At 36.3% G+C, this 16293-nt stretch carries 14 protein-coding genes; all 14 read right to left on the bottom strand.

The genetic code is table 11. The features are described 5' to 3' along the window. Positions 1 to 2 precede the first annotated feature (2 nt). Complete coding sequence (locus NSQ74_RS12890) at positions 3 to 1100, bottom strand: pentapeptide repeat-containing protein (protein ID WP_340823803.1); 1098 nt, start codon at positions 1098 to 1100, stop codon at positions 3 to 5. A gap of 15 nt (positions 1101 to 1115) precedes the next feature. Then, positions 1116 to 2612, bottom strand: a complete 1497-nt coding sequence (locus NSQ74_RS12885; protein WP_340823802.1) for a phage baseplate assembly protein V — start codon at positions 2610 to 2612, stop codon at positions 1116 to 1118. After that, entirely contained in the window at positions 2612 to 3253 is a 642-nt protein-coding gene (locus tag NSQ74_RS12880; protein WP_340823800.1) for a hypothetical protein, read from the bottom strand. The genes NSQ74_RS12885 and NSQ74_RS12880 overlap by 1 nt, the downstream gene beginning before the upstream one ends. A gap of 105 nt (positions 3254 to 3358) precedes the next feature. Next, positions 3359 to 4132 carry a DNA and RNA helicase gene (locus NSQ74_RS12875; RefSeq protein WP_340823798.1) on the bottom strand — a complete coding sequence of 258 codons (774 nt, stop codon included), beginning with the start codon at positions 4130 to 4132 and terminating at the stop codon, positions 3359 to 3361. Positions 4133 to 4178: 46 nt separating this feature from the next. Continuing rightward, positions 4179 to 6827, bottom strand: a complete 2649-nt coding sequence (locus NSQ74_RS12870; protein WP_340823797.1) for a molecular chaperone — start codon at positions 6825 to 6827, stop codon at positions 4179 to 4181. Positions 6828 to 6851: 24 nt separating this feature from the next. Beyond that, positions 6852 to 7547, bottom strand: a complete 696-nt coding sequence (locus NSQ74_RS12865; protein ID WP_340823795.1) for an iron-dependent peroxidase — start codon at positions 7545 to 7547, stop codon at positions 6852 to 6854. Continuing rightward, positions 7538 to 8815, bottom strand: coding sequence for a normocyte-binding protein (locus tag NSQ74_RS12860; protein WP_340823794.1), 1278 nt, complete (start codon positions 8813 to 8815; stop codon positions 7538 to 7540). Before NSQ74_RS12860 ends, NSQ74_RS12865 begins: the two co-directional genes overlap by 10 nt. A gap of 1 nt (position 8816) precedes the next feature. Next, the gene (locus tag NSQ74_RS12855) at positions 8817 to 10457 is read right to left on the bottom strand and encodes a serine/threonine protein phosphatase (RefSeq protein WP_340823792.1); all 1641 of its coding nucleotides are present in this window, start codon (positions 10455 to 10457) and stop codon (positions 8817 to 8819) included. Between the two features lie 26 nt (positions 10458 to 10483). Beyond that, the gene (locus tag NSQ74_RS12850; RefSeq protein WP_340823790.1) at positions 10484 to 11323 is read right to left on the bottom strand and encodes a PP2C family protein-serine/threonine phosphatase; all 840 of its coding nucleotides are present in this window, start codon (positions 11321 to 11323) and stop codon (positions 10484 to 10486) included. 6 nt (positions 11324 to 11329) lie between these two features. Continuing rightward, a complete protein-coding gene (locus tag NSQ74_RS12845) occupies positions 11330 to 11857 on the bottom strand; it encodes an FHA domain-containing protein (RefSeq protein WP_340823789.1) in 528 nt (175 codons plus the stop codon). Positions 11858 to 11896: 39 nt separating this feature from the next. Next, complete coding sequence (locus NSQ74_RS12840) at positions 11897 to 12475, bottom strand: FHA domain-containing protein (RefSeq protein WP_340823787.1); 579 nt, start codon at positions 12473 to 12475, stop codon at positions 11897 to 11899. Between the two features lie 29 nt (positions 12476 to 12504). After that, positions 12505 to 12945 carry a J domain-containing protein gene (locus tag NSQ74_RS12835; RefSeq protein ID WP_340823786.1) on the bottom strand — a complete coding sequence of 147 codons (441 nt, stop codon included), beginning with the start codon at positions 12943 to 12945 and terminating at the stop codon, positions 12505 to 12507. Positions 12946 to 13027: 82 nt separating this feature from the next. Next, entirely contained in the window at positions 13028 to 13453 is a 426-nt protein-coding gene (locus tag NSQ74_RS12830; RefSeq protein ID WP_340823784.1) for a membrane-associated protease 1, read from the bottom strand. Positions 13454 to 13695: 242 nt separating this feature from the next. Continuing rightward, complete coding sequence (locus NSQ74_RS12825; RefSeq protein WP_340823783.1) at positions 13696 to 15864, bottom strand: transcriptional regulator; 2169 nt, start codon at positions 15862 to 15864, stop codon at positions 13696 to 13698. Between the last annotated feature and the right edge of the window lie 429 nt (positions 15865 to 16293).

The raw sequence follows: 16293 nt of genomic DNA, 5'->3' as shown, positions 1-16293 counted from the left end.
CATTACTGAATCCAATGAATATCTTGTATTTGGGCTTGGCTGAATTGATACTTTCCTTGATCGCGTTGAAAGAATGTTGCTCCTTTTAAATTAGCACCTGTAAAATTGGCACCAGCAATTTGAGCAAATTCAAATTTTGCCTGTTCTAAATTTGCATAACTGAAATCAGTGCCAAGATAACATGGAACTTCATTTTGAGAGAACTTCAAGGTTTTTCCTTGCGCATGCGTAAAATTAGCACCTGCTAAATTGGCATTTCGAAAATCAGCATCTTGAATCATTGCATAGGAAAAATCCACATTCGCTAATTGACCATTTACAAAATTCGTACCGATGCAAACACTTCGTTGCATTGTAGCTCCTGCTAAATCACTGTCTTGGAAATTCGCATAGGAAAAGTCCAACTGATTGAAATCTTTGTGCTGTAAAGGTAGATTTGAATAGTTTCCAAACGTATACGATTGATCCGTCTCTTTTGTCTCTAACGTTAACAAGACATCTTTTTCTACTCGTTGTCGTTCGTCCATAATCGCGACATCTTCACTAAACCCTTTATATTCACCGACTCGAAATCGTAAGCACGCCGCTTGTTGAAAATGGAGTTTAGGGACGCGTTGTTGTTGATAACGAAAAAGATAACGTAGTAATTGGATAATATATTGATGAAACAGTAAGACTGTCTGCTGCATAATAACGCGGACGTCCGCTGCTTGAATGCTAATATAGGGTTTTCTTTCTTTCTCAAGCGTTTTTTGTAATTCGAACATCGCCTCACAAAGCCAATCCGCTTCATACTGTGCTGTGCATTGTGTCCAATTGCAATACCATGTTTCTCCATATGCTTCTAGTACATACGTAAACTTGTTTTCTAGTAATGATGTTCGAAGCAATGATAGATGAATAAAAGCAACTGGCGCTAACTTTCCTTGTTCTTGCTGTTCATGAATATTCGCAAATAGCTGTTCAAGTGCATGAATGATTGGTTGAAGTAAAACTTCCTTATCGTTGCGAAACTGTCGATCCACTTTCTCCTGCAAACGGTGAACATGAACTGACACGCATTCATCCATAAAATGCTGTAATGCTTCTTCTCGTTTCATGTATCTACATCCTCACTAATTTGCACGTACTTCAGTTCCTTTAATCTCCATTTTGTCTTCCATCTTGATTGAATTGTCTTTACATGTCATCTCAATTTTCTCATTAGCATTTATCATAATTTGCTTGGCATTTATAACGACTTTATCTGTTGCTTTTAAGTTAATATTTTTATCACTAATAATTGAAATACCATTATCATCCATCAGTGTAATCATTAATCCACCACCAGAAATGACAATGCGATCAGGTGCGAGTAGAATTTGTTTACCATGCTTTGTTCTAAGGGTTTTTACATCGGGATCAGCCATGCGCCCCGGATCTTGGCGGCTATCTTCTGGTGGTGAAGCACCGCCTCCTCCCCCCTGACTAGAAGGATTGCTTGCTGATAACATTGCCCCAGATTGTGGTGGTGCTTTGGACACTGAGCTAATGGCAATTCCTTCATCCTCACGATTGCTTGGGAAGTAGATTCTAACATTGTCAGATAACTCCGGCATAAAATACCAACCTGTGTTATCCTCTGATGCATAGATCGTTGAGTATGGAAACCAATAAGCCTTATTTTTTTCTTGCCCCTCATCGAAATCAACATGTATACGAATTTTGTCCCCTGCCACATCAATGACTTTTCCTTGAATAGATGCGCCAATAATCGCTTGATTATAAGTCGTATGAACACTGAAGCCGTTCTGAGGTGTAAGCGTATAAATATGTTTTAATAAGCCATTTTTAAGCTTGGAGGCAATTTTGAAAACATATAGTTTTTTCGATTGAAACGTAATTTCATTGCCGATTTTGAAGAGTTGCGGCGATTCTACTTCATAGTACATGTAGTCACTAGCGGTAATACTATCGAGATGATTTTTACTTGAGATAAGGAAATTGCCGATTGCTTTTTTAACTCGGTAATTTATTGCATCCATTTTTTGCACCGCACCTGCTTGGAACGGTACGCCAAAGTAAAATTTTGCGGCGCCATGAACTGCGTCTGGCACTAAGCCTGTATGAAATCGCGATGCCATGCGTTTTAGAAACTCCCAGTCCGTCTCTAAATATTGCATCGTAAAGTTACCAATACTAGCGCCTTTTGTGACATGATCCATAAAATCGGCGCCTGGTTGATCGGCAATACATTCCTTTATTAACTCGGTATAGGGCATTTTGGCATTTTGGTACGTTTGGTTTTTCTTCTTCACATCTAACACATACGTATGCGAAACCGCCTTTACCTCCAAATAATACGTCTCCATTACCGATTTCACTTGTACATCCAATGCTAGTCCATTAAAAATTGGCGTCGATTGTCCCGTACTATCCATTTGCAGTACTTCAATGGCCGTTTCTGCGTCAGTCATATAAACGTAAGAATCTTCCATTTCATCTGGAATGACGCCTGTTAAACGCAATGTTGCATGCTCATTCATTTGTTGTGTCATTTCGATTTCACTCACGCGGATATTGTAAGGCATCACAATCATATCTTTATACGTCAAAGCTGTTTCCTTTGCCATCACACAACACCTTCTCCATTTAATGATTTACTTTCGATTGCGATTGTTTCTAACATGCCATAAGCAATCGGTTGCCAAATATTCATTTCTTTTTTCAAGCAATTAACTGAACCTGTTGCCACATTGTCGCCTGCTATAAACAAAAACATTAAATTATAAATCTTGTTATCGAGTGCCTTCGAAATAAAATCAAAATAGCCAATTTGTAGTCCATTCACTTCCTTCATGCCGATATCCAACATTTCTGCATCTGGCTGTAATTTTTGCAGGATAGTCATCATCGTTTCTGTAAAATCCTCTAATTCCTCTTCTTGTAGCTGTTGCTCCATTATTTTCATCGTGACGTTAATGGACGTACTTACACTTGTATAGATGTAATCAGGTCTACGGCTTGAAGGATATTTAATATCTTTTAAATCCGTTTCCATCTCTTCAAAGGCTGTAGGAATAGACATCCGTATTTGATTGTCGTAAAAACGAAGCTCTGCAAATTCAATTATTTCATCGTCAATCGTTAGCTGACCCGCTTTAATTCCTTTCACAACGTCCGTTTGCAATAATTGGTTTTCAATGTTCTCCGTTCGTTTCTTTTGCCTTGCGTGTTTCGTCATTTCAATAATTTCTTCATCCATGAAATTCATTTTGTTCGCCCCCTTTGTTTTTAAAGTATTGTGAGTATGCTTTGTTGTTTTGTTGTGACAAAAACCTTCTGATTTAATGCTGTAAAAATGCTTGCAGACTACTAGCTAGTCAACAATCACACGCTTCGGTCGCCCTTGACTGAGTCCTTTCATACGACCACCACCTTTCGCTTCCATTAAAATACGGTTCAAGTATTTATGAATTTGACTATTCGTTAGTGATTGATCGTCTAGCTCTAGCCGATTGCAAATATAGAAATTAATCACATCCCGTTGCACCCGATCCTGATTTAGGCACTCCATGGCAAAGGCGATATCATATGGATTGGATGGTCGATTTTTTAACAGCTCGCGTGCAAAATATTGCAAAATAAGTGGGTGGTATGTGCTTTTTTGTAAGCCTGCATACTGGCAGTGAAGATAATTCACTGTGTTGAATTCAGTGGCAAAGTCGAAAAAATCGGTATGCTGTGAGCGCAGTTTAGCACCTAACTTTAATTTAAAGCGTGCTAATTCTAGCTCATTATGTGCAAGCTCAAGCGAATCGTCTAAGACAATCTGTGATTTGTGTTTTCTAAAATCTAAGTCATTCACTTCTTCAGCAAATCGTACTTTTAAGATCGTCTCATTTCCTGTTGCTTCATAAGGAAGCTCAAAGCTATTCGTTAGCATATAAAGTCTGCCATTATGCTTCATAATGCCGTTTGAAATGATTAGCAGTGTATCCGCTACAATGATATTGACTCCAGCAATAATGCCATTTGAATAATCTTGGAAATAAATATCTAAAAACTCTCTTGGGTAATCTCGTAAATTTTCCAGCATTTCTCGCTTTAAAATGCGACCTTTTTGAAAATGTGGATATTGATTGGCAAACAAGCTGTCATCCACCTCTATTCTTGTTTTTCACTTTTGAGCACTTTCTTTACTTTAAGCCGTCAAAGAAATCCAACTCTGATAAATCGGTTTCAAAGGCAAAGAATTCCTTTTTGCCAATTAATAGTTGTTCTTCCGTTCTAGCTACAGGGACGACATGGAAACCCCAGTGATCTTCTCCTGCGAAGACGAAAAATTTTACTTCTCCATTCATAATGGAATCTGTCTCATCCTGTGGAATTTTATGTTGATAATTAGCTGCTATATTGTCATAAAAAACAGGCTCATACCCTTCATGGCGATTAACATACGTGTATTTATAGGATGTTTGATTGTCGGTGCCAGTTAGGAAAAATTCAACTTCCGTTACACCCCATGGACGGGAAATCGTACCGTGAATTTGATTGAGTCTTTCTAAGCTACTAATAAGTAATTTTTCCTGACGATTATGTGTAAAGGCACTTACCGCATAAGGTACAACAGGTGCATGATTCGTCACGGTTGTTTCAATCATGCCTATCTTCTTGGCATTTAAATAGCGAAGTGCCCCTCTTAGGCAGGCTAGCTTTAACTCTGGCACTTTCCCAATATTTTCAGCCTTCTGTCTAAATTCAATGCTTCGTCCTGGTACAAACTCCTTTAAAGCCTCGCGAAAAGCATCAATTTTACACGATTGGCCTGTGAGCTTAATAATTGAATATTCACTGAGTAGTCCGTTCTCATAAAACTCTTCCAAAAACTCTCGTACAATATCATAAATATCCGCTTTGATTAGATGGTTAATTTCTTTAATATTAAAAAAGACGTTCGGATAATCATAAACATCTTTAAATTGATTGTTTTCTACTAATGATAGGCACCAGCGATCAACTGCCGTTACATTCAAGTCACTGTCCTGTTGCAGATCGTTTTCTGAATAAAAACGGCTCCGTAAAATGCCTGTTTTACGGAAAAACTCTTTCTTCATTTCTTCAGCCATTTCCCATAAGAAATAATAATTATTGCGGACACGTAGATATTCATCACGTGTGCGATTTTCATATTCCTTAAAGCGCGTCGGAATAATATACTCGGCATCTGAAAAAGCTTTTTCAAATTGCTCGTAAACGGCTTCCACACCGTGATCGTCTACATATCGATAAATATCCTTGCCTGGAATATCAATTAATGCATCAATGTCATAAGCATTTTTCCCTCGGCTATAATAGTTTGCAAAAACAATCTTCATAAATTGGAAAATACGATATGTAATATTGTTGCCACCAAAATTGGTATCACCATTTTCATAGGTTGTATGAATATCGATTTTGTATGAAATATGCCCGTCCTCTATTCGGAACTTACAGGAGGAAAGATCTGTTGTTCCACCACCACAATCAATGACGAGTGCCTTATATTCCTTTTCATCCAAAAAGCTATTATTCTCTATTTGATTGGCGATTGTATTATAGAGAACTGCCATCCCTTCATCGAGTGCATGCTCTGTTTCGATAGTGTATTCAGGTAAAATCGCCTGGAACATATCTAAAAATTGTGTTTTCAGCTTTACAGGACTGGAAATATGCAAATGCTCAAAGCGACATTTAAATTGATGCTCTGCCATTCGAATAATATAAAGCATAAATTCCCTTAAAATTTGGCTTCGTGGCACAAGTGCTGTATTGCCGTTTGCATCCATTATCTCTTCTGATTTTGTATAGTTACTCACCCACCGTTTAATGCCTTGGAATTTCGTTGCTAATGACGTATAGCTATTTTTTTTCATCATTTTTAATGCTTCATAGCCGTAGTAGTAGCTCACTTGGTCTTGATTTGAACAATCTGCCACTGTCATAACTGTCGGAACAACTTCAATCCATTCATTTTGGTGTAGCGGGTCTGGAAATTGCACAAAATTGATGCTGTTTAGCTGAATTCTGTTATTTAATAAATCATGGCTACAAGGTGAGGAGACATAATCACTTTCTAAATAGACACCAGCAGTTGTATTCGTCGTGCCAAAGTCAATAGCAAGAATAGCATTGGTTGTTTCTAGCTGTTTAATCTCTAAATCTTGTATTGGTACTTTATAGTAGTGAAGGTTAATGGGCGGAAGTGGGGTCTCCTGGTAGTAAGTTTTATAGATATATTCTGAATCTTGCTTTCTTAAAAAAATAAAGCTGTAGTTTTTATTTTTTGTCTTCTGAATCCCTAATGCTTCATCTGCAACAAAGTAATATTTGTTAGGGCGCTGGTCATCTTTAATGACATTCAGGATGGCGCAAAGATCCATTTGATCATTTACGAGCAGTACATTTGATTCAACAAGAAAACCACCTGTTTCAACATAATACTGATCTGGCTTATCCATTTTCATACCGCTGTATAAGCTCATTTTCGCAGGGATTTTTATTTCACCATTGTCAGACATCGGTGTTTTCAAATAGTTTTGCATAGCCGCTTCGACTCTTTCAAAGCCCCCATCTTTGCTTTCTTTAATAAGAAGGTTTTCTTCAGCCCCACGATATCTTATAATCTTGTCGATTAACTCATCTCTCGTTAGTGTATTAATAAGCCCTGTCACGAGTTTTTCCTTATAACAAATATTTCGCAGCTGGAATGTGGTCATTTCCATTAGCTCTACACGTGTAAATGTCATATACTTCTTTTCTGCGAAGCGATTATTGACATTCAGCTTATATGAATATTTAGTCGTCATTTCGAAGCCCTCCTTTTGCTCTGTTTAGTAAAGAGCTATTCGATCTAGCTGCATCGTTTGCTCAGCATCAATAATGCCGAAGTGATATTGCCAAAAAACCTCTAATTGAAAACCAATCGGTAAAAAGATTTCTTGTATAAGCTGCACTTTCTGCTCATTTTGTTGTGACTTCTTTTGACTTATATAAATAAGGAGCTCATCCTGTTCCTCCGATTTTATATAGATCAAGCAACCTTTAAATAGCCTTTTAAACGTGTCCTTTAATAAGTAAATTTCTTCACCTGTTTGGTACAGCTTTAGCATGTTTAGTACAACTATTTCTTTCTCTTTTTTTGAAAAGGCATGAATATTATGGCGCACCTCATTGCCAAATACATTGGCTTCGATATCTCTTAATATAAATCGAATGTAAAATTCTTTTGTGTTCATCCCTTGCATCCGATCAATTTCAGCTAAAAAATGCAAGACGATGTCTAAAAAGTATTCTCTAAACGCTATGTCTTTACGATTATCTGGGTGAAAAAGGTTGTTAAAAATGCCAAAATAGCGGTAATACGGATTCACATCAACGTGCTGTTCAACAAACTGAGCATTTAATAATGGAAGACTAAGCTCCATATAGGGCGAATACGTTTCAGCAAGGTAAAAATAGATATCCTTTTTTGAAAGCCCTTCATCCTCTGCTTTTATAAGCAAATCCCAAATATAATTCATTGCCAAACACCTACACATTTAAATTCGAAGAAATGTCGTTGTACTTCTGATACTAAGAAGCTCAAAATATCATTTGCTATGAAGTCCTTTTCCACCTTGGCCTTAAACTTTAAAAGCATTATTTTTTTGTAGCTATTCTCGCCTAACATTTCTGTTATGAAAGGATTCGCACAGTAAGTAAAGCTTGCTTCTAAAAATGAATCTACTATTTCAACATCAACAAGCTCAAATCTATTTGCCGCCTCGAAGGTGTTAACCATCCTAATAATTTCACCCTTTGTTTTGACATTTGCAGAATGCTTCCGAGCGAATTTGGACATAAAGTGCTCTATTCGTCGATTGGATACAAGCTCATAATGTAGCTTGCCAATCTTCTCTTCTTCCATATTTACAATTTTTAATAGCTTCCAAACCCCTGACTTATCTTGTGGCGAAACAACTGTTAATTCATTGTCTGTCCGTTTGATATAGCGAACATTCTCCTCATCAGCTTCTACAAGATAGCCATGTTCACTTCCCATTTTCCGAATGGAAAGGACATGCTCATAATTGACCTTATCGATAGCAGGAACAGGAAATCCAATATTTTTGACCTCATGACGTTCGATATTCCATAGTGGCACCATATTCAGTCGTTTTTTTGGCTCATATTCTTGTAAATCAACAATAATATCAGTGATTTCAGCTTCCTCGTTTAGAGGTGGACATTTCTCTAAATTCACATTAAAAAACTTATAGGCGAATGGATGATTAATAGTTTTCCATGGCAATCCATTTACTTGAAAGATCGGATATAGCTTGTTGATTTCTTGCAAGTAGTCCATATTTCTTGTAAGACTAACCTGAATCTCTATTGGTCCTTCTGTCGTAACAAGGGTTCCATTAAACAGCCGTTCCTCAGTTAGTAACTGCTGAATTTGTACCGAATCACACGCGAGAAATAATGTATACAGTACGGCTTGTTCATTGCGTTCTAGCGATTGAAGCAATTTATTTATTTGGATCGTTTTACTTTCTAAATCCACTGGTCGCATCGGAAATAAATATTGATGAATCGGATCAATATCTTCCTTAGAACTTAGCGTTACGTATATATCAAACCGATTCTCCACATCTTCAATTTCATTAAAAACACGCTCTTCAAGCCTTTTATTCATTTCCTCTTGATAGTCGATTAAATTTACAAAAACGCCACTTACAATGTCTTTTAGTAGTTGACGTTGCTCCAAATCCTCAATTTTGCGTAACCGTTCAATCATGAGCTCTTTTATCAATTTATTTTCCCTCTTTCATCACTTCAGCATCAGATGGCTCACCGCTTGCTGCCCCTCCCTCCATAGGAAGTGCCGCTTCAAATGACGGATCGATATCAGCAGTTTGAGGAGTAGGATTTAATTTATCATTGGCATTCATAATTTTTCGCTCAAGTCCTAAAACCTTTGCGATTAGTTCTGTTTCCTGATAAATTTCCTGAGCCAAGGTGTAGGATTCAATTGCTTTCTCGTAATCTAGACGCGCATAGCTTTGATCGCCATTCTTTTCTAAGCCTTCAGCCTGTAATTCTTTCTGTGCTTTTTTCAATTCGGCAATTTTAGCTTCTGTTTCTTCAATTTTTGACTTTATTTGAGGCTCGCCAGTAAAGGCGATTGTAAGAGCTTTTTTCCTTGCTTTTTGATAGTTTGCAAGGGCTCCATTGTAATCTTCTGCATCAAATTGAAAATCTCCATCCTTCACTGTTTCAGCAATTTGTACAATGGTATCCATATTGGCTATTCGTTGTTCAGTTACTTCTTTTCCAAAGTTTTTAATGAGCTTGCCTTCTTTTTTAGCCTTTTCGTATTGCTCAAGGGCTTCAGTAAATTTCCCCGCTTCGGCTGATTTATCTCCATTGATGATTAAGTCCGTAATTCTTAATTTTTTAGCGAGTAAATTTCTATGTATTGTATCCTTCAATTTTTTGGCCGCATTTCTACCTTCACTGTATTCTAAAAGCGCCTTTTCATAATTAGCGTCTTGAAAATAAAGGTTTCCACTCTTTTCATGATCCTTCATCTCAACGGTTAATTCCGCCATTTTTTTCACTTGCTTTGCCTGATAAAAAATAGTACCGCCACCAATGACTAAAGCGACGACTAATGCAGCAGCAATCGTTTTAATGTATTTCATTTTTTTCTTATTTGTTTCCTGATAAACCTTGTTCACAAATATCGCAGCGATTGTGTAATTATTTACTACTTTCCTTTGCCTACTTAAAAGCACCTCTTCTAATAAATCAGTGTATTGCTCAGGATCTTTCGTCTCCTCTAGCGCATCTGCCATTTCAACCTCACTGACATCTTCCCAAAAGCCTGCTGTACTAAGTACTAATACATCGCCATCAATTAACTTCATTTTCTTAGAGACAAATGGCGTAAAATCATTCGGCTTACCAAGATAATTGAGTAAGTTGCTTCTTTCCTCATGCTGGCTTATATCGAGCGAACGATCCCTACTATTGACGATTTCCTGTGCTAAACTTTGATCAGTGCTTTTATACGATAAGGTGCCATTACGAAAATGATAAAGACGAGAATTTCCTGCAACTGCAACGATCATTTTTGAATAATCTGATACAACCATTACGATACTAGCCTTCAATCTTACCCTTAAGCTTTGAGCTTGAAGGATAGCTTGAGCATTTTTCAAATACTTATTAATAGCTCTTCTGGACATTGACGGCTTTTCCATAAATTTTTCGAGAATACTTTTGACCGCTAGTTCTGCACTATTGATCTCTTGATCTGAATCCAACCCTTTTACTGCAACCCAACAAGCAACATCATCCAGCTCAGCATAGGCAAAGTAATCTTTATTTTGCATAAATGAGCCTGCTTCCGAGAGAAAGCTTGTTTTAAAGTCGCTGTTTTCCTTTCGCATTATTCCACCTCCTTAACATGAACGGATTACCATATTTTTTCTAAAATCACGATTGTTGCATTGTCTTGATTTTTTAAACGCTTTTGTTCAACAGCTTTAATAATATTTTGAGCTATATCATAGGGAGGGGCATGCTGAGAGAGCATTTTTTCCATTTCTACTTCTGTTAAAGTATCGTAGACACCATCACTAAATAGACAGACCTTGTCACCATTTCTTAGCTGGATAGGTTTCTCCCCAGTATCTAGATTTTTGAACCCTTCATATCCTAAATAGTTAATCAGTCTCTTTTTCAGTGGGTTTTCTTGCACCTCTAGCTGAGAAATTTCTCCTGAAATATAGCGTTCCTTTAATACCGATTCAAAAATATGCTTTTGATTGATTGCGATGAATTCGCCATTTCGAAATATCGAAATAATGCTATCTCCAACAGCTCCCCAATGTAAGTAACCATGCTCATCAATAACGGCTGCTACTAATGTAGTTCCGCCATTAGAACCATTTAAATTTTCTAGGATCATTCCATTGCTTGTTAAAGCGGTTTCCTTAAAATAGGACTGGATATTCGCTATACTAGTAAGCTTCATAAATTTATGAATAAATGTCGTAACCGCAACCGTACTGGCCATTCTGCCATTTGCTAATCCACTGATGCCATCAGCAAGAACGGCCATCGTGCCAACCGTTGTTTCCACAGTCGAAAAATAATCATCCTGTTCGTCTCGTCTGCCAATCGTTTGCCCATTTCCTATTGCAATCTTGCTCGTTTCTTTTTTTTGCATCAGTATTTTGCGCAATACGAGCAAAGCGATGATAACAATGATGAAAGCAAGTACAATCATGTATGATAGTAGTGTCTGATCCATTTTTTATCATTCCCCGCTTTGGTTGTTTTCCCATTCAAAATGAACACCACATAAAGGAATAAATAAAAACATACTTGTACCTAGTTGGATAACATCGTATGCTGCTAATTCTGTTGGTGTATAAACCGCTTCATTATTTAGATAAGCTAAACCTGATGCATCTCCTGGTAACAAATAAAAGTTTCTTTTTTTAGGATCATATACAATGACTGCATGATTGCGTTTTGAAATGCTATTATCGCCAATGATGCGGATATGCATATCTTCTGCTCGTCCGATAAAGTTCTTTTCAGATAAAATTCGATAATCTCGTCCCATTGGAGGACCTTCAATGCAAACTAACCATCCTGTTACAGGATCAATCCCATCCATTTCCCCAAGATAGGGCATCGTTTTATCGTCTACTTCTGCAACAGCCGTAGCCGTACTCGTTATTCTTGTTTCTTGCTCTACCATGACATTACAATAGGGACAAACATTTCTATGTCTTCTCGAACTAAACATGTGACCATTCGTACATCTAATCAAACTCATATTGTTATCCTCCGTCTTCGTTACGAATCTAGCTTCTCTTTATTTTGCTAAAATTCTAGTATTTGCTATGTATATAATATCTCCACTATTTAAACGATAAGGGCTTTCCTGTTTTAAACTACTTTTCACACGCTTATGCGCTTTTTTAACGCCTACCCCATTAACAGAGTCAATGTCCTCTATGTACCACATACCGGATACACAATTTAAAACAGCATGCTCATAATTAATGAGCGATTCGTATTCAGTGCCATTTAAATTTATATCTACCTCTTGTTCAGTTGAGCTTTTCCCAATGAGCAATGAAGTTTTCCCTTCTAGCAGCCATTCTTCTATTTCTGCGCCACGTTCATTGAGTAATACAATTTTCCGAATGTTTGTATCTGTAAATTCATAGATTGTCTCTTTTGCTTCGTATTTTATTAATCCATAAACAAGGGCAAAGATGACTATCATCGTCCCAATAATCGTTTTCAAAAGAAAATTCTGATTCATAACAAACACATATAAAATAAAAAAGAAGGCGATTATCACAATGATGATATCGATAATTTTTATCATCATTTGGTTTTTTTCATTGTGCGTGTTTACTTCCATTGCATTTTTTATGTCATTCACGAAAGCATTCTCCTCCTCGCTAACTTGCTTTACTTGTTAAAAAATCGTTCGAATAAATCAGTCGTATCTATTGGGTTTTTCTTTGCCGTTTTATGAAGGGTTGACGACGTTTCCTTTGTTTTTGGATTAAAACCAAAAAAGTGCTCAAAGTTTTTTTCGATATCGTTCATATTAAACTCTTGCTTATAGGTAGTTGTTCGATCTTTCGTATTGGTTGCCTGTTCAAATGATTGCCCACCGCTTTGTGCTGCACTATCAAGACGTGCATCGTATGCTTCTCTAGAAGACGTGTCCTTTAATACTTTATAGGCCTCTTGCACTTCTAAAAAAATTTGCTCTGACTGTTTATTGCCTCCACTTACGTCAGGATGATGCTTTTTAGATAATTTTCTGTACGCGAGCTTAATTTGGTCTTGCGTTGCTTGTCTGCTGACACCTAAAATTTCATAATGATTTTTCACTAATTTCATCCCCTGTATTAGGATTATTCAAAATTATCTAAGGAACTATATAGTCCCTTAGATAATGTGGTGTGACCTATCAAACTTCTACTTAAACAGCATAGCCGCCTTCGATCTTCGCTAAATCTGTCTTGTCTTTCTTCTGCTTAATGAATAAGTAGAATTCTCCGATACCTTCTGTGTCGCCATATCTTTCTGAATAGTCAACAACGAAGGCATTTGGGAAATGGATTTTTCTTACTACTTGATCAGCTGAAATAACTTCTAGTGTTACTTTACGGTAACAGTCTGCCTTTTCAGCAGGTACTAGTGACCATAAACCTAATTTCATCGTATCATCCGAATTGTCGCCATCTGTAGCAGTAAGGATTTTTCCTTTTACTTTTAAAGTTGCTCCTACATCTGTTGAGCGAGCGTTCGAATCATTTGGTGTATCTGTTTCATACTCAACTGTCATAATGCTCTCTAATCCTAATTCAATTGCTTCTGATCCTTCTACTTTTAATAAAAAACCCATTCTTATTACCTCCTAATATTTTGTGAACGCACTCGTCATACTAAACTTGATAAAAATGACCATGTTTCTAGCTGACTTCATTTCTCGTGTAAATTTTAAAAGAATTTCAACGAGAAATATGTATTTATTTCATCAAGTCAGTATGTTGAGGTCATTCATATTTATGTTAAAAGATTTATTAAAAAATAAATCTTAAACATACAATTTAAAAATCGTTGTATGCAGTCTATTATTGGTACTTTTTAAGCTTTTACAGCACTTGTTCCTTTAGTAATCATTACTTCAAGATTCTTCACATTGCCGTTAAATACGAGATCGATTTGGCATAAGCTTGTTTTTTCATCAATAATGTAGCCAATGTCATCACCATCATGGATAACGGAGTTTACATAGCCTTTATCATTAAGCCACTTACTTTTTTGACTACTTGGATTATTACTAAAGAATCGAACAATATTTTCGTGCTTGAAGTCCCCTGATTGGAATCTTAAAATTCTTTCAATATACGTACTCACTTGTGTTTTGTAGATTGAATCAAATCCATCCTCTTCCATCGCTAAACTTCTTGCTTTGTACACTGTAATACGTTTAATATCTTTATCCTGTAGCTGTGCATTTTCTGATGAGAATACAAAACCAAAGCTTCTGCTATTAATCGCATCTTTAATATTGTTCGTGAACCCAGAAATTTCTTTAGCCATTGTTGTCACAGCTCTTAATGAGTTATCGCCTGCTTCTATGTCAAAGCGTACGCCTGGATAACTTCTCTTTACATTGCGGAATGATTCCTTTAAGTACTCAGGACATTGATAAGCAGACACAATACCTGCTGCTACATAGCTCGCTCCTACATATACGCCTTCTATCCAAAGCTTGAGAATATCTTCTTTTTCTTTCGATAGGCGCGCACCATTTTCAGTTGATTGCATCCTTGTATCAATGACTACGCCTGACTTGTCTTTTGGAATAATTGTAAAATTTGGTAAGCAAGGAATCGCAAATTCACTGTAATCTTTTCGAAGGAGAACCGAACATTTATCGATGAGACGGTCAATGCCTGCTGTTGCAATGCCGTTGAAAGTAGTTTCTTCTTCCGTCATAAAGTTAAAGAATATTTGGACTTTATAATCTTTTACTGTATCTAGAAGACTAGATAAGGATTCCATCGTGTTACCTTCTTGCTTTGCAACCTTTTCATTTCCTTTAAATCGAGATCTACTAACTTTCATTTTTCCAGATGCTTCTAATTCAATGGCTGGAACGATGCCATACCATACAGTATCTGTGAAATCATTTTTTGAATTGACTGTATTTAAATACGTCCGCAACCTTGGTAAATTATTACTCTTAACGAGCATATCCAATTTTGCATTTGTCACTAATAATGAAGGTTGCATACCTTTATTTTTTGTCGCATATTGATCAAAATACATTTTGACACCTAGTAGCTTTTCTACTAATGGCTTCACTGTCTTTACAAATTCATCCTTTGCATCCTTATAGAATTCTAGGTATGTATTGTAATTTTGAACCTCTGTTTCCAAGTCAAAATCTGCTTTTATAGATGGTAATGGCGAGAATGTTCTTACTACTAAATCCTTTACATAGGAAGATGGTGATTCTGTAATCGCCTCATAGTCTTCCTCAAAAACAGTACTTAAACCATAGTTACTATTCTCCTCAATAACCATCAACTCAGAAGTATTCGTTTGAGGTGCCTCGATAATTTTTAATTCACCCGTATCACCAATTGTAAGTGTCCCGATTTGCAGTTTTTCGGATTCGTTTTCCTCTTGATTAGCCCCTAGTAGCAGTCTCGTTTTAATATCTTCGATTGCTAACGGCAACATAGCCATAACATTGTTATAATTTCGGCTAGCTACTTCGAACATAAGATTTAACTTATCCCCTGTGTCTAGCTTTTTCGGATCCCCTTCATCTAGCTTGTCATATTCACCATACAAGTAATGAATCTCTTTTCTTACTTGGCGAATATCATCCATCACCTTTTTCGGAGAAATCATATCTAGTAAATTTTCAAATTTAAAGTCTACATTCGTAATTCCTTGGCTTCGTTTTGTATCAATGAGGGTAAATAGCATCTTTAAAAAATCATTATTTTGATCGATTGCTATTTCGGAAATACAATCTTCTTGAATGCCTTCAGGTTTTTTAAGCGTATACATTACTTTCTGATTCGCAGCATTGTAGAACGAATAGACCGTTGGAGAGAACTTATCTAAAAATTCGTCAAAGCTTTTTACAAGAAGGTATTGATTTATTTCTTTCACTTTCTCATCACTTAAACTGTCAATTCCTTTTACATCCCCCACTAGTGTAATCAAATCCAGCTTTTCTGGATTGATTTCCTCAAAGAGCATTGTTCTGTTTGTTTGATTAATAATCTCCATTTATTCGGCTGTAAAACCTACAGCCATCCCTCCTTTTTATAGTAAATTTCGAGTAAGCATAATCATTAGTGAATGCAAACTTTAAATTTACTTTTAAGTAATAAAATTCCAACTAAAATAAAATAAAATAAAATACAGTTTAGCTAAAACTGAAGTTGTAATTTCATAACCCTTTTATCTACATCACAAATGACATTATGTATCACAAAGTAACTATACAATATCTAATTATATTGTCAATATTTACAATAGAATATTTTGTAAATTATAGGACACTAATGGATTTCCGATAAAAATGCGACATTATAATTTTTATGATATTTCTCTAAAAAAAGTGTAGATATTCACTTTTTTTTATCAAAAAAAACAGCCTAAGGTGTATTTTAAATACGCCTTTAGCTGTTTGGTTCGCTCTTAGTTACATTGTAA

The sequence above is a fragment of the Lysinibacillus sp. FSL W8-0992 genome (genome assembly GCF_038008685.1).
GTDB lineage: Bacteria > Bacillota > Bacilli > Bacillales_A > Planococcaceae > Lysinibacillus.
This window is presented reverse-complemented; position numbering and strand designations above follow the sequence as displayed.

Coding starts and splice junctions, on each gene's coding strand:
- NSQ74_RS12825 (WP_340823783.1), bottom strand. CDS start 15,864: ATGGAGATTATTAATCAAACAAACAGAACAATGCTCTTTGAGGAAATC.
- NSQ74_RS12885 (WP_340823802.1), bottom strand. CDS start 2,612: ATGGCAAAGGAAACAGCTTTGACGTATAAAGATATGATTGTGATGCCT.
- NSQ74_RS12830 (WP_340823784.1), bottom strand. CDS start 13,453: ATGGGTTTTTTATTAAAAGTAGAAGGATCAGAAGCAATTGAATTAGGA.
- NSQ74_RS12845 (WP_340823789.1), bottom strand. CDS start 11,857: ATGAGTTTGATTAGATGTACGAATGGTCACATGTTTAGTTCGAGAAGA.
- NSQ74_RS12890 (WP_340823803.1), bottom strand. CDS start 1,100: ATGAAACGAGAAGAAGCATTACAGCATTTTATGGATGAATGCGTGTCA.
- NSQ74_RS12850 (WP_340823790.1), bottom strand. CDS start 11,323: ATGGATCAGACACTACTATCATACATGATTGTACTTGCTTTCATCATT.
- NSQ74_RS12870 (WP_340823797.1), bottom strand. CDS start 6,827: ATGACGACTAAATATTCATATAAGCTGAATGTCAATAATCGCTTCGCA.
- NSQ74_RS12880 (WP_340823800.1), bottom strand. CDS start 3,253: ATGAATTTCATGGATGAAGAAATTATTGAAATGACGAAACACGCAAGG.
- NSQ74_RS12835 (WP_340823786.1), bottom strand. CDS start 12,945: ATGAAATTAGTGAAAAATCATTATGAAATTTTAGGTGTCAGCAGACAA.
- NSQ74_RS12855 (WP_340823792.1), bottom strand. CDS start 10,457: ATGCGAAAGGAAAACAGCGACTTTAAAACAAGCTTTCTCTCGGAAGCA.